We start from the raw sequence: 23,625 nt of genomic DNA, 5'->3' as shown, positions 1-23,625 counted from the left end.
CAGCGGGGCGTGGATCATGCCTGCGGCTCCTGCAGCGAACCGTCGCGCAGTGCGCGCTGCTCGCGGCGGCGGGCCAGCCATTCGGAGAAGCGCTCCATATACAGGTAGATCACCGGCGTGGTGTACAGGGTGACCAGCTGCGACAGCAGCAGGCCACCGACGATGGCGATGCCCAGCGGGCGGCGCAGTTCCGAGCCGATGCCGGTGCCCAGCGCCAGCGGCAGTGCACCGAGCATGGCCGCGGCGGTGGTCATCATGATCGGGCGGAAGCGCAGCAGGCAGGCGCGGCGGATCGCTTCATGCGCGTTGGCGCCGGCGCGGCGCGCCTCGATCGCGAAGTCCACCATCATGATGCCGTTCTTCTTGACGATGCCGATCAGCAGCACGATGCCGACGATGCCGTCCACGGACAGGCTCAGCCCGCACAGCATCAGTGCCAGCAGCGCGCCGACACCGGCCGGCGGCAGCGTGGAGATGATCGTGATCGGGTGAATGTAGCTCTCGTAGAGCACGCCCAGCACGATGTAGATCACCACCAGCGAGGCCAGCAGCAGCCACACCACATCGGTCTGGCTGCCGGTGAATTCGGCGGCCTTGCCGATGAATTCGGCATGCAGGTGGGTGGGCATGTCCAGGCTGTCCTTGGTCTCCTGGATTGCACGCACGGCGTCGGACAGCGAATAGCCCGGCGCCACGTTGAACGAGACCGTCACTGCCGGCAGTTGCTGCTGATGGCTGACCACCAGCGGCGCACTGCTGACCTTGCCTTCGGCCAGTGCCGACAGCGGAATGATGCTGCCCGCGCCGACGGTGATACCGGTGTTCTGCGCGCCGATGCCGGTAGCCGTCGATGAGTTCGACGAGGTGACCTGGCCGAAACTGGTGGCATTGGTGCCGGTCAGTGCACCGGCACCATTGGAGGCAACGGCCAGCTGTTCCATGAGCGCGGTGCTGGTGCGGAACTCCGGCGCCACTTCCAGCACAACCCGATACTGGTTGAGTTCGGTGAAGATGGTCGAGATCTGGCGCTGGCCGAACGCATCGTAGAGGGTGTCGTCGATGGTCTGCATCGGCACGCCCAGCACGCTGGCCTTGTCGCGGTCGATGTTCAGTTCAAGCGCGCGGCCCTGGTTGGACAGGTTGTTGTCGACGTCGGCCAGTTCCGGGCGCTTGCGCAGCGCTTCGGTCAGGCGTGTGGCCTGGGTGGCCACGGTCGCCGGATCGACGTCCGACAGCGAGTACTGGTACTCGGTGGCGGCTACGCGGGTATCCAGGGTCACGTCCTGGACCGGCTTCAGGTACAGGGCCACGCCCGGAATACCGGCGACGGCCTTCTGCAGGCGCGGCAGGATCTTGTCCAGGCCGTCGCGCTCGCCGCGTTCCTTCAGCACGATCGACAGCTGGCCCTGGTTGAGCGTGGGATTCATGCTGCCCGCGCCGATGAAGGCTGACACGCCGGTCACGTCCGGGTCCTGGCGCAGCGCTTCGGCCACCTGCTTGGTGCGCTGCTCCATCTGCGGGAAGGCGATGTTCTGGTCAGCCTGGACCACGCCGGTGATCAGGCCGGTGTCCTGTTCGGGCAGCAGGCCCTTGGGAATCAGCACGTACAGCAGCACGGTCAGCACCAGTGCGCCGCCGGCCACGGCCAGGGTCAGGCGCTGGTGGTCCAGCACCCAGTCCAGGCTGCGCTCGTACAGGCCGACGGTGCGCGTCCACAGGTTCTGCTTGCCGGCCGCCGCCGCACGCTCATGTGCGTCCTCGCCTTCGGGCAAGGCGTCGGGCTTGAGCAGGTAGGCGCACATCATCGGGGTCAGCGTCAGCGAGATCAGCATCGACAGCACGACGGCGATGCTCAGCACCCACGCGAACTCGTGGAACAGGCGGCCGGTGACGCCGGGCATCAGCAGCAGCGGCAGGAACACCGCCACCAGCGAAACGGTCAGCGACAGCACGGTGAAGCCGATCTGGCGCGCACCGATTTCGGCCGCTTCCTTGCCACTCTTGCCCTGCTCGATGTAACGCACGATGTTCTCGATCATCACGATCGCATCGTCGACCACGAAGCCGGTGGCCACCACCAGCGCCATCAGCGAGAGGTTGTCCAGCGACATGCCGGCAAAGGCCATCACCGCGAAGGTGCCGGCCAGCGACAACGGCACCGCCACCGAGGGAATGATCGTGGCCCACAGGCGGCGCAGGAACACGAAGATCACCGCCACCACCAGGCCGATGGTCAGGATCAGGGTGAACTGCACCTCATGCACCGAGGCGCGGATGGTCTCGGTGCGGTCGTTGAAGATCTCCAGGTGCACGTCGGCCGGCAGCACGCCCTGCAGCTGCGGCAGGATCGCGCGGATGCGCTCGACGGTCTGCACGATGTTGGCGCCCGGCTGGCGGCGCACTTCCAGCAGCACCGCCGGCTTGCCATCGGCCCAGGCCGCCAGCTGGTCGTTCTCCACGCCGTCGACCACGTCGGCCACGTCGGACAGCCGCACCGGGCGGCCGTTCTTGTAGCTGATGATGGTGTCGCGGTACTCGGCGGCGCTGGCCAGCTGGTCGTTGGTGCCGATGCTGTAGGACTGGGTCTTGCCGTTCAACGAGCCCTTGGGCGCATTGACGTTGGCCTGGGTGAGCGCGCTGCGCAGCTGTTCCAGGGTCAGGCCCATGTTCGACAGCTGCGCCGGATTGACCTGGATGCGCACGGCCGGGCGCACGTTGCCGGCAATCGAGACCAGGCCGACGCCCTGCACCTGCGACAGGCGCTGGGCCAGGATCGAGTCGGCGTAATTGTTGACGTCGCGCAGCGGGCGCGTGTCAGAGGTCAGTTTCAGGGTGACGATGGCCGCGTCGGCCGGGTTCACCCGGTTGTAGACCGGCTGGTAGGGCAGCGACGAGGGAAGGGTGGCCTGGCGGATCGCCGCCTGCACGTCCTGCGCGGCGATGTCGATGTCGCGGTCCATCGAGAACTGCAGGATGATCGTGGACAACCCGGCCGACGAGTCGGAGGTCATCAGCTCCAGCCCGGAGATCTGCCCGAACTGGCGCTCCAGCGGCGTGGTGACCAGCGAGGCCATGGTGGTGGCGTTGGCGCCGGGGTACTGGGTGGTGACCACCAGGCTGGGCGCATCGATTTCCGGCAGCGCCGACACCGGCAGCTTGCGGTAACCGAGGATGCCCAGCAGCAACAGGCCCGCCATCAGCAGCGAGGTGGCGATGGGGCGGCGGATGAAGATCGTCGAAAAGCCCACGGACTGATCCTTGCTGGCACTTCAATGTCGGCGCCGGCAGGCTTGCCGGCGCGAGGGAGGTCGGTAGCCTGCGCTCAGCGCGGGCCGCCGCCACGACGGCCACCGCCGCCGTTCTTCTGCTCGGCGGCCTTCAGCTCGGCTTCGGTCGGCACCGCCGGGGTTTCGCCCGGCTTCAGCGCGGTGACCTTGCTGCCCGGCTTCAAGCGGAACTGGCCTTCACTGACCACCCGCTCGCCGCCCTTCAGGCCCTCGGCGATCTGCACCTGGCTGTCACCCACTTCCACGCCGCTGCGCACGGTCTGCATCTTCACCGTGTTGTCGCCCTGCACCACATAGACGTACTCGCCGTCCGGGCCACGCAGTACGGCCTGGGTCGGAATGACCACGCCACCGGCAATCGTGCGCAGCTGCATGCGCACGTTGACGAACTGGCCCGGCCACAGGCCGTTGTCGGTGTTGTCGAAGATCGCGCGCGCCTTGAACGTGCCGCTGTCGGCACTGATCAGGTTGTCGACCACGTCAAGCTTGCCGTCGCCGGACAGCACGTGCGAATCGGCGCGGTCCAGTGCCGCGACGGGTACCGCACCGGCGGCCTGCGCCTGGCGCACATCGCCGAGCTGGCGCTCGGGCAGGTTGAACAGCACGTGGATCGGATGGATCTGGGTCAGCGTGACCAGCGCGGTGCCGGCGTTGACCACGTTGCCGGCGTCGACCGCGCGGATGCCAGCGATGCCGGTGATCGGCGCGGTGACCTTGGTGTACTGCAGCTGCACCTGCGCCGAGCGCATGCTGGCCTCGTTCGCCGCGACTGCGCTTTCGTACTGTGCCACTTGGTTTCGCTGTGTATCCAGATCGGTCTTGGCGACGAACTGGCGATACTCCGGCGCGTTCGAGCGCTGGTAGTTGGAACGCGCGGTGGCCAGCAGCGCCTCGTTCTGGCGCTTGGAGGCCACGGCCTGGTCATAGCTGGCCTGGGCGGTGCGCGGGTCGATCACCGCCAGCACATCGCCCTTCTTCACTTCCTGGCCTTCGCGGAAATTCAGGCTCATCAGCTGGCCGCCAACCTGCGGGCTGACGGTGACGGTGTTCATTGCGGTCACCGTACCCAGCGCGCTGGCATAGACCGGCACGTCCTGGCGTGCCGCATCCACCACGGTCACCGGCACCGGGCCGGCATCCGGGTCTTCACCGCCCTGGCGCGCAGCTGCCGCCGGGCTACCGGCCTTGTCCTTGCCCCCGCCGAGTACGCGCAGGCCGACCACGGCCAGCACCAGTACCGCCACGACCAGCAGCACGATCTTCCAAACACGTGACATTCAAGGACTCCAAGAGGGCTGGACGGGGCGCGGCCCCGGTTGGCAATGCGCAAAGCATACCTGCGCCACATCACGTTTCCTGCATGACGGATGGGACGGGCGCTAAGACCGGATCCGGCCACGGAGGTTCCCGTGGCGGCGGTGTTGCCCTACATTCAGCTGGACCCCTCTTGCTGTGGAGATTGCGATGCGCCGTTCGCTGCTGCTGTCCGCCCTGCTGCTGGCCCTGCCGGCCGTTGCCCACGCCCAGGCCGGGCAACGCCCCGAAGTGACCGCTGCTGCCCAGCGCCTGCAGGCCAAGGTGGTTGAATGGCGCCGCGACTTCCATCAGCACCCGGAACTGTCCAACCGCGAGGCGCGCACCTCGGCCGAGGTCGCCAAGCGCCTGCGTGCGATGGGCTTGAAGCCGAAGACCGGCATCGCCCACCACGGCGTGGTGGCGATCATCGAAGGCGGCAAGCCCGGCCCGAAGATCGCGCTGCGTGCGGACATGGACGCGCTGCCGGTAACCGAACAGACCGGGCTGCCGTTCGCCTCCAAGGCCACCGACCAGTACCGCGGCCAGACCGTGGGCGTGATGCATGCCTGCGGCCATGACGCGCACACCGCCACCCTGCTGGGCGTGGCCGAGGCACTGGTGTCGATGAAGAAGGACCTGCCGGGCCAGGTGATGCTGATCTTCCAGCCGGCCGAGGAAGGTGCACCGCCGCCGGAAGAGGGCGGTGCCGCGCTGATGCTGAAGGAAGGCCTGTTCGCCGACTTCAAGCCGGAGGCGGTGTTTGGCCTGCATGTGTTCTCCAGCGTGCAGGCCGGCCAGATCGCGGTGCGCGGTGGCCCGCTGATGGCCGCCTCGGATCGTTTCGGGATCAAGGTGATCGGTCGCCAGACGCATGGCTCGGCGCCGTGGAACGGTGTTGATCCGATCGTGGCCACCGCTGACCTGGTCGGCACCGCGCAGACCATCGTCAGCCGCCGCGCCAACCTGTCCAAGCAGCCGGCGGTGCTGACCTTCGGCGCGATCAACGGGGGCATCCGCTACAACATCATTCCGGATGAAGTGGAAATGGTCGGCACCATCCGTACCTTCGACGAAGGCATGCGGCAGCAGATCTTCGCCGACCTGCGCAATGTGGCCGAGCACACCGCCGCCGCGCACGGTGCCAAGGCGGTGACGGACATCTACGAGTCGGAGGGCAATCCGGCCACGGTGAACGACCCGGCGCTGACCGCGAAGATGCTGCCGAGCCTGCAGGCAGTGGTGGGCAAGGACAACGTGTACGAGCCACCGCTGCAGATGGGTGCGGAGGATTTCTCGCTGTACGCGAAGGAAGTGCCGGGGATGTTCTTCTTCGTCGGTTCGACCAGCGTGGGCATCGACCCGGCGACGGCACCGGCGAATCATTCACCGAAGTTCCTGCTGGATGAGAAGGCGCTGGATGTGGGACTGCGCGCGCTGCTGCAGGTGAGCCTGGATTACTTGAACGGTGCCGGCACTCCTGCGGGGTGAGGGTTTCAGGCAGGGCTGCGCCCTGCACCCGCCGAAGCAACGGCAACGTCAACGGCAAAAGCGGTGCTGGATTTCTGTTGGTTGGGCGGGGCGGTGTGGGCCTGCAGGACACGCCGTAAACCCGTCCATGGGGGCTCGATGGCGCCATCCATGGCGCCAACGGTCCTGCAGGCCCACACCGCCCCGCCCCCGACAGGTTCACGCGGCTGTTGGTGGGTGTCGACCTTGGTCGACACGGGCAGACATCCGGAATGTCTGAAGGATTGGCTTTTGATTTTGATTTTTCTGATCTTTCCCGTGGTGGTGGCCGCGTGCAGGGAACTGTCAGGGGCCGGGTGGGTAGGCGGGGCGGGGGTGTCCGCGGCATGGGCCCGAGGCATGCCTCGGGCGGGCTGGGCAGGACGCCCAACCCCGGTTTTGCCGTGTGCGCAGGACAGCGCACACGAGCAAGCCGCGGCCAAGCCCCCAAGGACGGGTTAACGGCGTCCCCCGACCCGCCTGCCCACCCGGCCAGGCCGATAGACCGCCTTTCGCGACCATCCAACACAACCACCACGGAGGGGCTCCGCCGTTGGCCGGCCCGGCCGAAGGCCCGCCGTCCGCGCGATACAATGCCCCCATGAACACCCCACAGGATTCCAGCCTCGGTCGCGAGGTCAGTTACCCGTCGCAGTACGATCCCGGCCTGCTGTTTCCCATCCCCCGCAGCGGTGCCCGCGCCGAGATCGGCCTCGACGACGCCGCGCTGCCGTTCGTCGGCCATGACCGCTGGCATGCCTTCGAGCTGAGCTGGCTCGACACGCGTGGCAAGCCGCAGGTCGCCGTCGCCACCGTGCAGGTGCCGTGCACCTCGCCGCGGCTGATCGAATCTAAGTCGTTCAAGCTGTACCTGAATTCCCTCAACAGCACCCGTATCGACAGCGCCGAGGCACTGCGCGCGCGCATCGTCGACGACCTGTCTGCCTGCGCCGGTGCGCCGGTCCAGATCGAGTTCGGCCTGCCGGGCCTGCGTGAGACGCCGCTCGGTGAATCCATCGACGGACTGGACGTGGAGATCGACTGCTACGGCCCGCCGCAGGCGGACTTTCTGACTGCCGACGCGGGCGAGGTGGTGGAGGAGACCCTGGTCTCGTCGCTGCTGAAGTCCAACTGCCCGGTCACCGGCCAGCCGGACTGGGCGACGGTCAGCCTGCGTTACCGCGGGGCGAAGATCGACCGCGCCGGCTTGCTGCGCTATCTGGTCAGCTACCGCGAGCACGCCGAGTTCCACGAGCAGTGCGTTGAGCGGATCTTCAGCGAGATGTCCGCCCGCTGCCAGCCGCAGTGGCTGGAAGTGGAGGCGCGCTATACCCGCCGTGGTGGCCTTGATATCAACCCTTGGCGTGCCAGTCCCGGCATCGCCGCCCCCGCTGCGACCTACCGCGAACTGCGGCAATAACTGCCGCAGGCGATTACGGGTAGTGCCGGCCGCTGGCCGGCAACCGCAGGGAACCCGCATCCAGGGCCAGCGCAAGCCGGCCAGCGGCCGGCACTACCGGGCGTCTATTCCCCCGATTGTTCAGCCGCCCCGGGGGGCGGCTTCACATCTGCACCATCCCCATTTAACAACCTCCATGGCACCGTGCGAATCACGTAGTCATGCAGACGGGAGTTGTGGATGAGTACCGAGAAGAAAGCCGATTTCTCCGGCGTCAGTGGCAGTGTCGACAGTACCGCCGAGCAGGTGCCGAAGGCGGACTTCTCCGGCGTCAGCGCTTCGGTGGACAGCACCGCAGACGTTGTCAGCGACGGCACCTATACCGTGCAGAAGGGTGACTCGCTGTCGAAGATCGCCAAGCAGCATCTGGGCGACGCCAATGCCTGGAAGAAGATCTTCGAAGCCAATCGCGATGTGCTTGACGACCCGGACAAGATCTTCCCGGGCCAGACCCTGAAACTGCCGCCGAAGTAAACGGCGATCGAACGCCGTCCGACAATCCCTGGGAGGAACCCCGAATGATCAAGACCACCCCGCTCCAGACCGCCCTGATTGCCGCCCTGCTGGGCAGCGTTGCCCTGGTCGGTTGCAAGAAGAAAGAAGAGTCGACCGACAGCAACGCCGCCCCGGCAGCGACCACCCCGGCCGAACCTGCAGCTCCCGCGCCGATGACCGGCGCACCGCCGCCGATGGCCGAAGCCGCTGCGGTCAGCGTCTCCTCGGTCACCGTCGGCAAGACCGCAGCCGCCGACAAGTCGGTTGCGACGACGGCATTGTTCGCACCGAAGGATGACGTCATCGTCTCGGTCAAGACCGACGGTGCTGCCAACAACGTCACCGTTGGCGCGAAGCTGACCTACCAGGACGGCCAGGTGGCCGGCGAACAGAACGCCACCCTGAACACCAGCGGTGCGGAAACCACCAACGTCACGTTCAAGAATGCAAAGGGCTGGCCGGCCGGCAAGTACCGCGCCGAAGTCACCGTCGATGGCAAGGCGGCCGGAACGCCGCAGGAGTTCGAGGTCAAGTAAGTCCTGCCGACTCTCTCCCGGCAGGGCTCACGATGGACGCAGCCGCGAGGCTGCGTCCTTTTTTGTTGGGCGATGCCCGCTTTAGGGAGGCTAGCGGGGTACGCTGAACGGAACACGGACAGGTCGGGGGACAGCATGCTCAGCTGGATTGCGCTCACACTCGCAATGGGACCCGCGAATCTCTGGAGCTACAGCTGCGACCACTTCCTATACGGCGCCTGTCTGCGCGTGCCAACAGGCATGTCCGTGACCTACGAGGCACCTGTTGACTTTGGTCTGCACCGCATCAGGCATGAAGGTAGGGAAGTCGCCTTGATCTACGAGGGCGATGCCCCCGAAAAGCCTGCGTCAGGAAGCACGCCGGATCTGCGCTTCACGGACGGCGGATATGTCGTGTCGGGGTATGCAAGGGCGGAAGGACCTTCCACCCGGTACGACGTCTACGTTCGACCCGGATCATCTGGCGCCGGTTCGCTGCATATCCGAGGCTCTGCAGCGACGGCTGATGAACTCGCCAGCCTGGCCGCCGTCGTTGGGGGATTCCGAATCTGCAACTTCCAGCAAAGCAAGCGCTCGCAGACCTTGATCTGTCCAAGGCGTGCCGAGTGGGGGCAGCGATTGTCGGAGTGGGTCATGCGTGCCTCAACGAGCGAGAAGTCGAATTAGCCATCAAGCCTCAGCTTCCTGACCGGAAGCGAGCCAACGACGAAACACAGCGGTCCAGTACCGCCGCGTATGGCACAGCTTTGCCCCGCGCGGCTGAAAACGCGACAATGCAGGGGTTTCCCCGCCGCGCGCCCACCCTGACGGCGACGGGGGAAAGCGCGGGGCCCGGCCTCGCGCGCGACACGGTTGCACGTGGCCCGGCGCTGGCGCCGGCCTTCCCCTGAGCATTGCTACAGAGTCCAAGTCCCCCATGTCCAAGATCCTCTACACGCTGACCGACGAAGCACCGTTCCTGGCCACCCAGTCGCTGCTGCCGATCGTCGACGCCTATACCTCCACCGCAGGCATCGCGGTGGAAACCCGTGACATCTCGCTGTCCGGCCGCATCCTGTCGCTGTTCCCGGAACTGCTGAGCGACGCGCAGAAGGTCAGCGACGACCTGGCCGAGCTGGGCCAGCTGGCGACCACCCCGGACGCCAACATCATCAAGCTGCCGAACATCTCCGCTTCGGTGCCGCAGCTGAAGGCGGCCATCAAGGAACTGCAGGACCAGGGCTATCCGCTGCCGGATTACCCGGAAACCCCGGCTGACGACCAGCAGCGCGACTACAAGGCGCGCTATGACAAGGTCAAGGGCAGCGCGGTGAACCCGGTGCTGCGCGAAGGCAATTCGGACCGCCGCGCGCCGCTGTCGGTGAAGAACTACGCACGCAAGCACCCGCACCGCATGGGTGCCTGGGCGCCGGATTCGAAGTCGCACGTCGCGCACATGGCCGCCGGTGACTTCTACGGCAGCGAGAAGTCGGCCACCCTGGCCAACGCCGGTGCGCTGAAGATCACCTTCCACGGCAACGACGGCAGCACCGTCGTGCTGAAGGAAAAGACCGCAGTGAAGGCGGGCGAGATCGTCGATGCCGCCGTCATGAGCCGCAAGGCACTGGCCGCCTTCATCGGCGAGCAGATCGCCGACGCCAAGGCCCAGGGCGTGCTGTTCTCGCTGCACCTGAAGGCGACCATGATGAAGGTCTCCGATCCGATCATGTTCGGCGTGGCGGTCAACGAGTTCTACAAGGACGTGCTGGCCAAGCATGCCGACGTGCTCAAGCAGGCCGGTTTCGATGCCAACAACGGCATCGGTGACCTGGCTGCGCGCCTGCCGTCGTTGCCTGAAGCCGCCCGTGCGGCGATCGAAGCCGACCTGGCGGCCGAGTACGCGCAGCGCCCGGGCGTGGCCATGGTCAACTCGGACAAGGGCATCACCAACCTGCACGTGCCGAGCGACGTGATCGTCGACGCCTCGATGCCGGCGATGATCCGCGACTCCGGCAAGATGTGGAACGCCGAAGGCAAGCTGCAGGACACCAAGGCGGTCATTCCGGACCGCTGCTACGCCGGCGTGTACCAGGCCGTCATCGACGACTGCAAGGCGCACGGCGCCTTCGACCCGGCCACCATGGGTTCGGTGCCGAACGTCGGCCTGATGGCACAGAAGGCCGAAGAGTACGGCTCGCACGACAAGACCTTCCAGATCGCCGCCGACGGCGTGGTCAAGGTCACCGACGATGCCGGCACCGTGGTGTTCGAGCACGCCGTGGAAGCCGGTGACATCTGGCGCATGTGCCAGACCAAGGACGCGCCGATCCAGGACTGGGTCAAGCTGGCCGTCGAACGCGCCCGCCTGAGCAGCACCCCGGCCGTGTTCTGGCTGGACGCCGCCCGCGCCCACGACGCGCAGGTCATCGCCAAGGTCGAGCAGTACCTGAAGAACCACGACACCGCCGGCCTGGACATCCGCATCCTGCCGCCGGTGGAAGCCACCGCGTTCTCGCTGGACCGCATCCGCAAGGGCGAGGACACCATCTCGGTGACCGGCAACGTGCTGCGCGACTACCTGACCGATCTGTTCCCGATCATGGAGCTGGGCACCAGCGCCAAGATGCTGTCGATCGTGCCGCTGATGGCTGGTGGTGGCCTGTTCGAGACCGGTGCCGGTGGTTCGGCCCCGAAGCACGTGCAGCAGTTTGTTGAAGAGGACTACCTGCGCTGGGATTCGCTGGGTGAGTTCCTGGCCCTGGCCGCGTCGCTGGAACACCTGGGCAACCGCTACGACAACGCCGCGGCCCGTGTGCTGGCCAAGGCGCTGGACGAAGCCAACGGCCAGTTCCTGGACAACGACAAGTCGCCGTCGCGCAAGCTGGGTGGCATCGACAACCGTGGCAGCCACTTCTACATCGCGCTGTACTGGGCCCAGGCCCTGGCCGCGCAGGACGAGGACGCCGCACTGAAGGCGCGCTTCGCCCCGCTGGCCAAGGCGCTGACCGACAACGAGCAGAAGATCGTCGAAGAGCTGATCGCAGTGCAGGGCAAGGCCGTGGACATCGGCGGCTACTATCGCCCGGACGTGGCCAAGGCCAGCAAGGCGATGCGCCCGAGCGCGACCTTCAACGCCGCGCTGGAGCAGCTGCGCGGCTGATCCATCGCCGTTCGGCCGTGACACCGGAACCCGCGCTTCGGCGCGGGTTTCTTTTTGGGCCAGGATTACTGCGGCCCTTCATCCACGCATGGCGTCGATCTACCGGGGTCCAGAACCGTGACATCCATCGGCTGTCGGAATGCCGTCAAAGGGGCATGAAACTTGCCCGCGATGGCCGTCGCAGAAACGATAGGAGGCAGTCTGCAACCGCCTTCAATCTGAGCAGTCGATCACGACGGTCTTCGCTGGCAATGCCCTAGCCTTGGCGACGCGAGACCACCGGGGAGGTGGTCGCTCGGGGAACACGGATGGCACGCGTGCTGGTAGTGGGAACCGACATCCAGGGCGAGCAGGCCCTGCTGCAACGGCTGCGCCTGGCGTCGGCACTGCCGGATGGCCAGATCCGCCGCAGCCAGGATCTGGACGATTGCGACCTGCTGGTCATCCGCGATACCCCTGCACTGCGCAACGCGGCCCAGCGCATGCGCCAGCAACGCCCGCGATTGCAGTGCTGGATCGAGGATATCGGCGGCCAGCTGCGTGACGGCGACGGGCACCAGGACGTGCTTGACGATGGTGCCATCGGCCGCGCGCTGCGCCGCATGCAGTTGGCACCGGAGCCCATGGCCATGCACGCACCCGCACCGATCCGTCTTGCCGATGGTGCACACGCCATCACCCGCCTGCTGCGCGAGCGGCTGCCGCTGCGACAGGGGCAGGCACTGTTGAGTGATGCGAGCGGGCCTCTGCTGCTGATGGATCTGGAGCACGACCAGGCCGTGCTGCTGCAGGAACCGGCTGCGGCGCTGGTGGAGCGTCTGGCCGATGCCTTCGAACACCTGCAACTGGATGCGCTGACACCCGCACGCCTGCAGGCGCTGGCCGGTGAGCGGCCACGCCAGCCACTGCGACCGCTGCTGTGGCAGTGGGCACAGCGCAGCCGCCATTGGCAGGCATTGGACGAACGCCTTCGTGGCGCTTCAGTGAAGCTGCTGCGCTGGCCGGACTTCCGCGTACTGGGCCACGACCATGATGGCTTCCGCCTGTGTTCGCTGCTGCTCAAGCGCGCGTGCACGGTTGACGAGTGCGTGATGCTGCTCGAGTTGCCGGCTGCGGCGGTGCGCGATTTCATCCATGCCGCCTACCTGTGCGGCTACGCGCAGCTGCAGACTGCATCGGCGACGCCGCTGATGGCGACAGGTGGCACCCGCACCGACAACGGCCTGCTTGCCCGCCTGTGGCGGCACCTGCGCGGGAGCGAACGCAATGCGTGAGCACAAGGTGGTGGTGCTGGGCGGCATGGGCAGCGGCAAGTCGACCCTGGTACGCAGCATCGCGGTTGGCGCGGTGGTCGACACGGATGTGGCCAACAGTGATCGCCTTGGCGCCGACAAGGCGTCCACCACCGTGGCGCTGGACTACGCAGACATCGATCTGCCCAATGGCGAACGCCTGCGGTTGTACGGAACACCCGGCCAGCAGCGTTTCGATTTCCTGTGGCCGATCCTGCTGCAGGGCGCGCGTGGCGCGGTGCTGCTGCTGGATGCGCGTCGTGCCGGCATGGCCACCGAGCTGGAGGACTACCTGCAGGTGCTGCAGCCGTTCGCATCATCCTTGGCACTGGTGGTGGCGGTCACCCACCTGGACCAGGCACCGCAGGCCGCACTGGATGACTGGGCCGCCCGTGCCAGCCTTGACGACCATCCACTGCCGCTGCTGGCCGTGGATGCCCGCGACCGCGAACAGGGACTGTTGCTGATGGATGTGTTGATGAGCGAAATGGAAGCGTACGCACTGGTGGCGGCGCATGGCTGACGGGCAGATGGCGGTACTGCCCGATGCCGGTCAGCGTGAGCGCCTGCAGCCGCTGCTGCAGGACCTGCAGCAGCGCGTGGAAGGCGTGCGCACGGTGGTGCTGGCCAGTGTCGATGGCTTCGCCCTGGTCAGTGCCGGGGCCGAAGGGCGCGGCGAACGGCTGGCGGCGATGACCAGCGCGATGCTGGCGCTGGCCGCGGCAGTTGGCCGCGAACTGCTGCTGGGCGATCTGCAGACGCTGATGCTGGAAGCCGCGGGCGGCAAGGTGCTGATGCTGGCGATCCAGGCCGAAGGGCGCGCACCGCTGCTGCTGATGGCGGCCTGCGACCAGCGCAGCGTGATCGGCCAGGTGCTGTGGCAGAGCAGGGAATGTGGCCAGGCGATCCTGGCCGAACTCGGCGGATCGTGAGCCCGGCCGCAGGGGAACGAGGGGCTCGAACCAACATCGACAAGGGGTGCGACGTGGCTGGATTGAATGAATCGTTGAACGCACTGATGGGCATCGACGGCGCGCAGGCAGTGGCGCTGGTCGACTACGAAAGCGGCATGCTGCTGGGCGAAGCCGGTGCCGGCATGGACATGGAAGTGGCCGCCGCCGGTAACACTGAAGTGATCCGCGCCAAGATGAAGACCGCCGCGTCGCTGAACCTCAACGACAGCATCGAGGACATCCTGATCTCGCTGGGCAAGGCGTACCACATCATGCGCCCGGTGGCGAAGAAGAAGGGCCTGTTCTTCTACATCGTGCTGGACCGGACCAAATCCAACCTGGCGCTGGCGCGGCGCAAGGTGCAGGACGTAGAGGCCGAACTGGCGATCTGATCCGCCGGCGCGTTGTAGAGTCGAGCTTGCTCGACTGCTTCTGCCCCTGCCTTCTGTAGAGTCGAGCCGTGCTCGACTTCGGCCAAAAGCAGTCGAGCATGGCTCGACTCTACACAAGCCACCCCACGCCAGCGTATGGTGAAGCCGGTCCTCCCGGATGAGCCCTGCATGTCCACGCCTGACATCGTTGCCGAGCTGGCGCCGCGTATCGCCGGTGCCATCCGCGATGGTTTCGAGCAGTACCATGCCCGCTTCGCGGCGATCACCGCGCGGGCGCGGCAGCGCTTCGAGCAGCGCGATTGGGCGGGTGCGCGACAGGATGCGGTCGAGCGCATCGCCCTGTACGACCTGTGCATCGCCGAGCAGATGGATGCGTTGCGCCGCCTCGCCGGTGACGCGATCGGCGAGCGTGCGCTGTGGCTGCAGGTGCACGCGCAGTACAGCGGGCTGCTGCAGGGCCTGATCGACGCCGAGCTGTACAAGACCTTCTACAACACGCTGTCGCGGCGCCTGTTCGCTACCCGCGGCGTGGACCCGGCGCTGGAATTCATTGCTTTCGACGTCGAGCCCTCCGATGCAATCACCCATCCGGTCGCGCGGCATACCTACGCGGTCTCGCCGACGCGGCCGGTGGAGGCCCTGCAACGCGTACTGGCCGACTACCGTTTCGACATCCCCTATGCGCACCAGCTGCGCTGTGCGGCGGCCATCGCCGTGCGCCTGCAGGACGACCTCGCCCATTGGGGGGACACGCCGGTACGCAGCATCGAACTGCTCGACACGGTGTTCTACCGCGAGCGCCGCGCTTACCTGGTTGGCCGCGTGTTCGGCGAGCATCGCTTTTCGCCATGCGTGATTGCCCTGGTCAACGATGCGCGCGGCCTGCGTGCCGATGCGGTGCTGACCCGGCGCCGTGATGTCGCCCATCTGTTTGGCGTGTCGCGCAGCTACTTCCAGGCTGACCTGGGCACCGTGGGCGACGCGGTGGTGTTCCTGCGCAGCCTGCTGCCGGGCAAGCCGATCGACGAGATCTACACGGTGCTGGGACGTGCCAAGCAGGGCAAGACCGAGCGCTACCGAACCTTCTTCCGACACTTCAACGAGCATCCGCAGGAACGGCTGGTGCATGCCGAAGGCACGCCGGGCATGGTCATGGCGGTGTTCACCCTGCCCAGTTATCCATTGGTGTTCAAGCTGATCCGTGACCGTTTCGCCTGGCCCAAGGCAATGTCGCGGCAGCAGGTGGAAGAGAAGTACGCGCTGGTGTTCAATCTCGATCGTGTCGGCCGCCTGCTTGATGCGCAGCCTTATCGCCACCTGCGTTTCCCGCGCGAGCGCTTCGCGCCGGCCCTGCTGGAAGAGCTGCTGCAGCAGTGCGCGCAGAGCGTACGTGTCGATGGCGACGAGGTCGAAGTCGCACTGTGCTATGTGCAACGTCGTTTCCGTCCTTTGAACCTGTACCTGCGCGAGCAGTCCGGCGAGGCGGTGCGCGCGGCGGTGCTCGACTACGCGCAGGCCATCACCGACATGGCGCGCAACAACATCTTCCCCGGCGACATGCTGCCGAAGAACTTCGGTGTGTCACGGCACGGCCGGGCCGTGTTCTATGACTATGACGAGCTGTGCCTGGTCAGCGACTGCGTGTTCCGCGCCTGGCCGCAGCCACGCACGCCAGAGGAAGCGATGGCCGACGAGCCGTGGTTCCATGTCGGCCCGCGCGACGTGTTTCCCGAGCGCTTCGGTCCGTTCATGGGCCTGCCTGCTCCGGAGCTGGCAGCCGTGCGCGAGCACTACCGGCACCTGTTCGACCCGGGCTGGTGGCAGGGCCTGCAGGAACGCTTCGCCCGGGGTGATTATCCGGACACGCCACCCTACGCGGGCGCACACCGGCTGGCGTGAACCGGCTGTCATGGCGGCTGGGACTGGGATAGGCTCGCCGTTCATCACCAAGGATCCGGCAATGATGCGTTCCCCACTGTTTCTCGCCCTCGCGTTGGCCGTAGGTGCCGGCGCCCCCCTGCTTGCAGGCGATGCCACTGCGCAGACCGCACGTGCTGTACGTGCGACTGCGGAAATGAGCATGGTGCTGTCCGGTCATATCGAGGTCACGCCGGAGGGCGCGGTCCGCTCGCTGGTGCTGGACCAGAAAGCCATGGTGGCCCCGAGCATCGCCTCCTTCGTGGAAGGCACCATCGGTGGCTGGCGCTTCGAGCCCACGCTGCGCGATGGCCAGGCAGTGGCCACGCGGGCCCCTTTGCGCGTTCGCCTGCGCGGCAAGGCTGCGGCCGATGGCGGTTATGAAATCAGCATGACCAGTGTCGACTTCAGCGAGTACGATCCGAAGGCCACCGATTCGGTGACCCAGCTGCACATGACGCCGCCGCGCTACCCGGAAGCGGCCTACCGTAACGGTGGCCAGGGTGAGGTGCTGCTGTTGGTCAAGGTGGCCCGTGACGGAACGGTGGCCGATGTGGCCGCCGAGCAGGTGAACATGGCCGTGGTCGCACCTGAGCGGACCCTGGCCAAGATGCGCGACATCCTGGCCAGAGCCAGTGTCAGCACCGCCCGCACGTGGACCTTCAAGCCGCCGACCACCGGCGAGGACAGCACCCGGGACAGCTGGACGGTTCGCATCCCGGTGAACTTCGCCCTGAACAATGATCCCAATGCAGTGGCGGAACGCTATGGCCGCTGGCGCGCCTTCATTCCGGGGCCGCGGCAGACCGTCCCGTGGCGCGAGGCGGACCCGGTCGAGCAGGTCGGCAGCGATCTGCTGCCGGAAGGCGGCGTCTACATGGTGGACGGCGCCAAGCGCGGCCTGCGCCTGCTGACCCCGCTGGCGCAGGGCTGAGACCCGCTGCGGAGCCGGGCAGCCCGGCTCCGCGTCAGTCGGCGTACGGGTAGACCACCACCCGGTTGCGGCCCTGTTCCTTGGCCATGTACAGGGCCTTGTCGGCCAGCCGCAGCGCCTGTTCTGCGTCGACATGGAAGCTGGGGAAGTGGGCCACGCCCAGCGATACGGTGATGGTGCCGACCGGTTCGAACGGATGGTCGGCGATGTGCTGGCGCAGGCGTTCACCGGCCTGGCGGGCCGATTCAGTACTGATGCCCGGCAGCAGCAGCAGGAATTCCTCGCCGCCGGCGCGGCAGAGGATGTCGCTGTCGCGCGAGTAGCGGCGCATCTGGTCGGCGATGTGGACGATGGCGTTGTCGCCGACGTCATGCCCGTAACTGTCGTTGATCGACTTGAAGCGATCGATGTCCAACGCCAGGATCGCGAACGGAATGCCCTGCACCTGCAGCGCATCCAGCGCCTGCTGCAGCCCGCGGCGGTTGAGCAGGCCGGTCAGCGGGTCGGTGCGGCTGGCACGGTTGAGCGTGCCGATACGATCCTGCAGCGCATTGAAGCTGTGCAGCACCGCCTGTTTGAGCTGGGCGACCTCGAAGTACCAGGCGCGGATGCCGCTGACGTGGTTGATCGCGTTGCCGGTGTCCTCGCCGCCCTGCACGTTGCGCGCCAGTTGCCACAGCGGCATCGAAATGCGGCGCGCGAACCACCAGGTGACCAGCAGCGACAGCAGGCCGAGTGGAATCGCATTCCAGATCACTGCGGTCATCAACCGCGACAGCGGCTGCAGGGTGGCCTCGGTCGGGCGCTGCGCGATGATGCCCCAGCCGGTGGCCGCCACCGGTGCATAGCCGGCCAGCATCGACACGCCGCGGTTGTTGCGTACCTGCTGTGCGCCCCGTTCTCCGCGCACCACGGCCTTCACCGCCGGGTTGCCGACCACGTAGTCACCCACCCGCTTGCCATCGGCGTGGTACAGCAGGCGGCCATTGCGGTCCACCACGTACAGGTAGGAACCGTCGCGGTAGTAGTGCTTGCCCAGCAGCGTGTGCAGTGCACTGCGCTGGCGCAGGTACAGGGTGCCGCTGACATAGCCGCGATAGCGGCCCTGGCGGTCGAAGATCGGGTGCGACAGCGAGACCAGCAGCTTGCCGGTGGCCGACTGGTACGGGTCGCTGATCATCGGCTGGCGCGCCGCCAGTGCCGCGTTGTTGCCGACACTGTGCAGCACCTCACCCTGCAGCTGCAGGGTCTGCGGCGAGGTGGCGATCACCAGGCCGTCGGCGTCCACCACCAGTGAGGAGTTGAAGCTGCTGGACTGCAGCTGCAGGCGGCTGGCTTCATCCTGGGCCTGCTTCGGATCAAGGTCGTCCTCGCCCAGGCGGGTCGCGGCATAGGCCAGCTGCTGCTGCGCGGCCAGCAGGAAGTTCTGGGTGGTCTCGGCCAGCTTGGTGGCGTAGACGCGGTTGGCTTCCAGGGTGTTGCCGACCAGCTGGTCGCGCTGCACGCGGTAGCTGGCCAGCAGGGTATTGGCCAGCGCGATGATGGCGCTGAGCAGGGCCAGGGCGAGGATCAGCTTGCCCAGGTTGAGGCGGGGGGACAGCGTTCGCATGCGTCGACGGATCCGGCAGGAGGCTGGACCCGACCGGTTCTCCGGAAGGGGCGACAGCGGGAATCGGTGGCAGGGCCCACGGGGGCCGGGCAGGGTATCGCGCGGATTATCGCCAAAAGCGGGCGCGAGCGAAGTGAAGTGCGTCGCCCTGCAGGCAAAAAAAAACCTGCCGCAGCGAGCGGCAGGTTTCTTCTGATGCAGCGCCAGGGATCAGCGCTTCATCGAACCGAAGAACTCGTCGTTGGACTTGGTGTTCTTCATCTTGTCCAGCAGGAACTCCATCGCGGCCATTTCATCCATCGGATGCAGCAGCTTGCGCAGGATCCAGATCTTCTGCAGCAGCTCCGGTTCGATCAGCAGGTCTTCGCGGCGGGTGCCGGAACGGTTGATGTCGATGGCCGGGAACACGCGCTTTTCAGCGATACGGCGGCTCAGGTGCACTTCGCTGTTGCCGGTGCCCTTGAACTCTTCGTAGATCACCTCGTCCATCTTCGAGCCGGTGTCGACAAGCGCGGTGGCGATGATGGTCAGGCTGCCGCCTTCTTCCACGTTGCGCGCGGCACCGAAGAAGCGCTTCGGGCGGTGCAGGGCGTTGGCGTCGACACCACCGGTCAGCACCTTGCCCGAGCTCGGCACCACGTTGTTGTAGGCGCGGGCCAGGCGGGTGATCGAGTCGAGCAGGATCACCACGTCCTTCTTGTGCTCGACCAGGCGCTTGGCGCGCTCGATGACCATTTCGGCCACCTGCACGTGGCGCGCGGCCGGCTCGTCGAAGGTCGAGCTGATGACCTCGCCGCGCACGGTGCGCTGCATTTCGGTCACTTCTTCCGGGCGCTCGTCGATCAGCAGCACGATCAGGTGCACGTCCGGATGGTTGGTGGTGATGGCGGTGGCGACCTGCTGCATCATCATGGTCTTGCCGGCCTTCGGCTGCGACACGATGAGCGAGCGCTGGCCCTTGCCCTGCGGGGCCATCAGGTCGAGGATGCGGCCGGTGATGTCTTCCGACGAACCGTTGCCGCGCTCCAGGGTGAAGCGGCGGCGCGGGAACAGTGCGGTCAGGTTCTCGAACAGCACCTTGTTCTTCGACGCTTCGATCGGCTCGCCGTTGATGGTGTCGACGATGTTCAGCGCGAAGTAGCGCTCGCCGTCCTTCGGGAAGCGGATGCGGCCGGAGATGTGGTCGCCGGTGCGCAGGTTGAAGCGGCGGATCTGGCTGGGCGAGATGTAGGTGTCGTCCGGGCCGGCCAGGTAGCTGGCTTCAGCCGCGCGCAGGAAGCCGAAGCCGTCCGGCAGGATTTCCAGCACGCCATCGGCGGCAACGCCGTCACCGTGGCGGGTCAGCACCTTCAGCAGGGCGAAGATCACGTCCTGCTTGCGGGCACGGGCCACGCCTTCGGAGATCTGCAGCTGCTCGGCGATTTCCAGCAGCTTCTGTGCCGGCATGCGCTTGAGGTCGCTCAGCGAGTAGACCGGGAAGCCTTCGGGTACGTTGGCGTGCGGGCGCGGCACGAACGGCTGCTGCTCGCCGCCGTCGTTGGGCAGGCCATCGTCGCGGAAGCGGTTGTTGCGGTCACGGTCGCGGCGGTTGCGGAAGCGGTCACGGCGGTTGCCCTGACCTTGCCCCTGGCCCTGCTGGCCGTTCTGGTTGTACGGGTTCTGGCCCTGGTTCTGGCCGCCCCCCTGGTGGTTCTGCTGGCGCGGCTGGCCGGATTCGCGACCCTCACCGCCTTCGCCACCGCCACTGCTGGCAGGGGCCTCGGCGGCGGGCGCGCTCGGTGCAGGGGCCGCAGCCGGTGCCTCGGGCGCGGCGGCCAGCGGCAGGGTCGGCTGCGCCGGCGCGGCGCTGGTTTCGGCGGCTGCCGGAGCGGCGGCCTTGCTCACGCGGGGCTTGCGCACGCGCTTTTCGGCGGGCGCATCGGCGCTGCCGGTTTCGGAAGTGTTATCGGACAAGAGCGTTATTCCTCGCTTGAAGGTGCGAGCGCCCGGCTGGGGCGGCGAACGTTGGGAATGGGTCTGGAAGAAACTGCGTCCAGAGGGTGCGGCACGCGAACGCGGCCGGATATGCCGACACTATCATCGGCCTGCGGCGCCACGCAAGGGTCGCCGGGAACAGCATTCATCATGGGCGCGGGGCGCCCGCCGGCAGCCGCGGTCGGCGGCTGCCGGAGAACAGCAGGATCAGGCCAGGGCCTTGTCCAGCAGGCCGGCCAGCTGGGCCTTGCCCACCGCACCGATCTGCTCGCCGACCTTCTCGCCGTCCTTGAACACGACCAGGTACGGAATCGAACGCACGTGGTACTTGGCGGCCAGCGCACGGTTGTGGTCGACGTTGACCTTGGCGATCTTGGCGCGGCCCTGGTAGGCATCGGCCAGTTCGTCCAGCGCCGGGGCGATCATCTTGCACGGGCCACACCACTCGGCCCAGAAATCGACCAGCACCGGTTCCTTGGAATTCAGCACTGCGCTATCAAAGTCGGCGTCGCCGACATGTACAACCTTGTCGCTCATCTTGGTTTCTCGTCTTGGATTGCACCCGGCCATGCCGGAGGTGGGTGAACTGGGCCATGCCCGGTGGCGCGACCCTCGTCGTTGCCTCGCGGCGCACTGCCGCGGTGCGTTCGGCGGGATGCCTGGACGCTCACGGCCGGCAGTGTACCCCTATCGCAGGGCGGGGACAGGCGCCGGCTGGAACCCAGCGTATCGTGATCGCTTCGATGCCTGGTATGTGTCGGATTTCACTGTCTTCCTGTACATGGGGCTGGCAGCGGGCGATACCAGCGGCCCTGGCAGGGCCGTTCAAGTCCGGTGTGGCTGGGTGAAGGGTGCCGTCTCTTGACTTTATGAGACAGCTCATTCCGGTTTGCCGGCCCGAGTGCGTTAAACTGGGGCATTGTGCGGCGCGCGGACCGGGTGGTCCCAGCCTGCCAACCCGCCGCAGGGGCCGCAGTTTGCGACGGTGCCCCTAGACGATGAAGTGCCAGCCGCCCCACGGGCCGGCGGCCATACCAAGACGGACTCATGAGCGACAAACCGCTGACCGATTTGACCTTCTCCTCCTTCGAGCTGCATCCGGCCCTGCAGGCCGGCCTTGAAGGAGCCGGATTCACCCGCTGCACCCCGATCCAGGCGCTGACCCTGCCGGTCGCGCTGCCCGGTGGTGATGTTGCCGGCCAGGCCCAGACCGGCACCGGCAAGACCCTGGCCTTCCTGGTCGCTGTCGTGAACCGCCTGCTGACGCGTCCGGCCCTGGCCGACCGCAAGCCGGAGGATCCGCGCGCGCTGATCCTCGCCCCGACCCGCGAACTGGCCATCCAGATCCACAAGGATGCAGTGAAGTTCGGTTCCGACCTGGGCCTGCGTTTCGCCCTGGTCTACGGCGGCGTGGATTACGACAAGCAGCGCGAACTGCTGCAGCAGGGCGTGGACGTGATCATCGCCACCCCGGGCCGCCTGATCGACTACGTGAAGCAGCACAAGGTGGTCTCGCTGCACGCCTGCGAGATCTGCGTGCTGGACGAAGCCGACCGCATGTTCGACCTGGGCTTCATCAAGGACATCCGCTTCCTGCTGCGCCGCATGCCCGAGCGCACCACCCGCCAGACCCTGCTGTTCAGTGCCACCCTCAGCCACCGCGTGCTGGAGCTGGCCTACGAGCACATGAACGAACCGCAGAAGCTGGTGGTCGAGGCCGAGACCATCACCGCCGCGCGCGTGCGCCAGCGCATCTACTTCCCGGCGGACGACGAGAAGATCCCGCTGCTGCTGGGCCTGCTGTCGCGCAGCGAAGGCGCGCGCACCATGGTCTTCGTCAACACCAAGGTGTTCGTCGAACGCGTCGCCCGTTCGCTGGAAAAGGCCGGTTACCGCGTCGGCGTGCTGTCCGGCGACGTGCCGCAGAAGAAGCGTGAGAGCCTGCTCAACCGCTTCCAGAAGGGCCAGCTGGAAATCCTGGTGGCCACCGACGTGGCCGCGCGTGGCCTGCACATCGATGGCATCAAGTACGTCTACAACTACGACCTGCCGTTCGACGCCGAAGACTACGTGCACCGCATCGGCCGTACCGCGCGCCTGGGCGAAGAGGGCGATGCGATCAGCTTCGCCTGCGAACGCTATGCGATGGGCCTGCCGGACATCGAGGCCTACATCGAGCAGAAGATTCCGTCCGAGCCGGTCACCAAGGAACTGCTGACCCCGCTGCCGCGCCCGGAACGCCCGGCCCCGGCTGCGGGCGAGGAAGGCGAGGACAACGAAAGCGTCGGCCAGATCTTCCGCGAAGCGCGCGAAGCCCGCGCTGCCGAGGAAGAGCGCCGTGGCGGTGGCCGTAGTGGCGGCCGTTCCGGCAGTGGCGGTGGCCGCGGTGGCCGCGACGGTGAGCGCAGCGGCGAGCGCCGTTCGCGTGGCCCGCGCAAGCCGCGCGTGGAAGGCGAGCAGGGCGCTGCCGCCCCGGCCGCCGGTGCCGAAGGCGCTGCCGCACAGGCCCCGCGTCCGCCGCGCCCGCCGCGTGCTGAAGGCGCACCGGAAGGTGCGGTGGACGGTGAGCACAAGCCGCGCAAGCGCCGTCGTCGTCGCCACGGCCGTCCGGTCGAAGGTGCCGAGGGTGTGCAGAACGCCGCCGGCAATGGTGCCAGCCCGGTCACCCCGGTGCAGGTGGTGGCCAAGCCGGTGCGCACGGCTGCTGATACCGGCGATTCGTTCCTGACCCGCATCGGCCGCAAGATCCGCCGGATGCTGTCGGGCAGCTGATCGGCGCTGCCGATCAGCGGATAGCACCCGACCGTTGGTCGGGTGACCTTGACCGGTGTGCCGA

The 23,625-nt window shown here is 67.0% G+C and carries 17 protein-coding genes; 12 read left to right on the top strand and 5 right to left on the bottom strand.

Annotated features, from left to right (window positions below; translation table 11 throughout):
* Nucleotides 1-14: 14 nt before the first annotated feature.
* Both ACZK4Z_RS20620 and ACZK4Z_RS20615 read right to left on the bottom strand, forming a co-directional pair.
* Nucleotides 15-3,248 carry an efflux RND transporter permease subunit gene (locus ACZK4Z_RS20620; RefSeq protein WP_125895791.1) on the bottom strand — a complete coding sequence of 1,078 codons (3,234 nt, stop codon included), beginning with the start codon at nt 3,246-3,248 and terminating at the stop codon, nt 15-17.
* Between the two features lie 74 nt (nt 3,249-3,322).
* The gene (locus ACZK4Z_RS20615; protein WP_125895790.1) at nt 3,323-4,564 is read right to left on the bottom strand and encodes an efflux RND transporter periplasmic adaptor subunit; all 1,242 of its coding nucleotides are present in this window, start codon (nt 4,562-4,564) and stop codon (nt 3,323-3,325) included.
* Nucleotides 4,565-4,751: 187 nt separating this feature from the next.
* On the opposite strand from ACZK4Z_RS20615, the gene ACZK4Z_RS20610 reads away from it, so the two are divergent.
* The 11 genes from ACZK4Z_RS20610 (at nt 4,752) to ACZK4Z_RS20560 (ending at nt 17,206) form a co-directional block, all read left to right on the top strand.
* Nucleotides 4,752-6,071 (top strand): M20 family metallopeptidase, encoded by a 1,320-nt coding sequence (locus ACZK4Z_RS20610; RefSeq protein WP_125895789.1) that lies wholly within the window; start codon nt 4,752-4,754, stop codon nt 6,069-6,071.
* Between the two features lie 619 nt (nt 6,072-6,690).
* The gene (gene queF, locus ACZK4Z_RS20605) at nt 6,691-7,509 is read left to right on the top strand and encodes an NADPH-dependent 7-cyano-7-deazaguanine reductase QueF (protein ID WP_125895953.1); all 819 of its coding nucleotides are present in this window, start codon (nt 6,691-6,693) and stop codon (nt 7,507-7,509) included.
* 219 nt (nt 7,510-7,728) lie between these two features.
* Nucleotides 7,729-8,022, top strand: a complete 294-nt coding sequence (locus tag ACZK4Z_RS20600) for a LysM peptidoglycan-binding domain-containing protein (protein WP_478451048.1) — start codon at nt 7,729-7,731, stop codon at nt 8,020-8,022.
* A gap of 44 nt (nt 8,023-8,066) precedes the next feature.
* Nucleotides 8,067-8,579 carry a hypothetical protein gene (locus tag ACZK4Z_RS20595; RefSeq protein ID WP_125895952.1) on the top strand — a complete coding sequence of 171 codons (513 nt, stop codon included), beginning with the start codon at nt 8,067-8,069 and terminating at the stop codon, nt 8,577-8,579.
* Between the two features lie 916 nt (nt 8,580-9,495).
* The gene (locus ACZK4Z_RS20590; protein WP_125895950.1) at nt 9,496-11,718 is read left to right on the top strand and encodes an NADP-dependent isocitrate dehydrogenase; all 2,223 of its coding nucleotides are present in this window, start codon (nt 9,496-9,498) and stop codon (nt 11,716-11,718) included.
* A 308-nt stretch (nt 11,719-12,026) separates the two neighbouring features.
* The gene (locus ACZK4Z_RS20585; protein WP_125895949.1) at nt 12,027-12,992 is read left to right on the top strand and encodes a hypothetical protein; all 966 of its coding nucleotides are present in this window, start codon (nt 12,027-12,029) and stop codon (nt 12,990-12,992) included.
* Entirely contained in the window at nt 12,985-13,533 is a 549-nt protein-coding gene (locus ACZK4Z_RS20580; RefSeq protein ID WP_125895948.1) for a GTP-binding protein, read from the top strand. The genes ACZK4Z_RS20585 and ACZK4Z_RS20580 overlap by 8 nt, the downstream gene beginning before the upstream one ends.
* The gene (locus tag ACZK4Z_RS20575) at nt 13,526-13,942 is read left to right on the top strand and encodes a roadblock/LC7 domain-containing protein (protein ID WP_049401646.1); all 417 of its coding nucleotides are present in this window, start codon (nt 13,526-13,528) and stop codon (nt 13,940-13,942) included. The genes ACZK4Z_RS20580 and ACZK4Z_RS20575 overlap by 8 nt, the downstream gene beginning before the upstream one ends.
* Nucleotides 13,943-13,995: 53 nt before the next feature.
* Complete coding sequence (locus ACZK4Z_RS20570) at nt 13,996-14,355, top strand: hypothetical protein (RefSeq protein ID WP_005419760.1); 360 nt, start codon at nt 13,996-13,998, stop codon at nt 14,353-14,355.
* Between the two features lie 168 nt (nt 14,356-14,523).
* Nucleotides 14,524-16,254, top strand: coding sequence for a bifunctional isocitrate dehydrogenase kinase/phosphatase (aceK, locus tag ACZK4Z_RS20565; RefSeq protein ID WP_180838254.1), 1,731 nt, complete (start codon nt 14,524-14,526; stop codon nt 16,252-16,254).
* Between the two features lie 61 nt (nt 16,255-16,315).
* On the top strand, nt 16,316-17,206 hold the full coding sequence (locus ACZK4Z_RS20560; protein ID WP_032130286.1) for an energy transducer TonB: 891 nt from the start codon (nt 16,316-16,318) through the stop codon (nt 17,204-17,206).
* A gap of 34 nt (nt 17,207-17,240) precedes the next feature.
* On the opposite strand, the gene ACZK4Z_RS20555 is transcribed toward ACZK4Z_RS20560, so the two are convergent.
* The 3 genes from ACZK4Z_RS20555 to trxA form a co-directional block, all read right to left on the bottom strand.
* Entirely contained in the window at nt 17,241-18,815 is a 1,575-nt protein-coding gene (locus ACZK4Z_RS20555; RefSeq protein ID WP_032130287.1) for a sensor domain-containing diguanylate cyclase, read from the bottom strand.
* A gap of 210 nt (nt 18,816-19,025) precedes the next feature.
* Nucleotides 19,026-20,768: a transcription termination factor Rho gene (gene rho, locus ACZK4Z_RS20550; RefSeq protein WP_029379723.1), complete on the bottom strand. Its 1,743-nt coding sequence runs from the start codon at nt 20,766-20,768 to the stop codon at nt 19,026-19,028.
* Between the two features lie 228 nt (nt 20,769-20,996).
* Nucleotides 20,997-21,326 (bottom strand): thioredoxin, encoded by a 330-nt coding sequence (gene trxA / locus ACZK4Z_RS20545; protein ID WP_005411275.1) that lies wholly within the window; start codon nt 21,324-21,326, stop codon nt 20,997-20,999.
* 510 nt (nt 21,327-21,836) lie between these two features.
* On the opposite strand from trxA, the gene rhlB reads away from it, so the two are divergent.
* A complete protein-coding gene (gene rhlB / locus ACZK4Z_RS20540) occupies nt 21,837-23,561 on the top strand; it encodes an ATP-dependent RNA helicase RhlB (RefSeq protein WP_032129537.1) in 1,725 nt (574 codons plus the stop codon).
* Nucleotides 23,562-23,625: the final 64 nt, after the last annotated feature.

Source organism: Stenotrophomonas sp. 71799_Sma (genome assembly GCF_056482505.1).
Note: the sequence above shows the minus strand (reverse complement) of the source record. Positions and strands in the feature narration are given on the sequence as shown.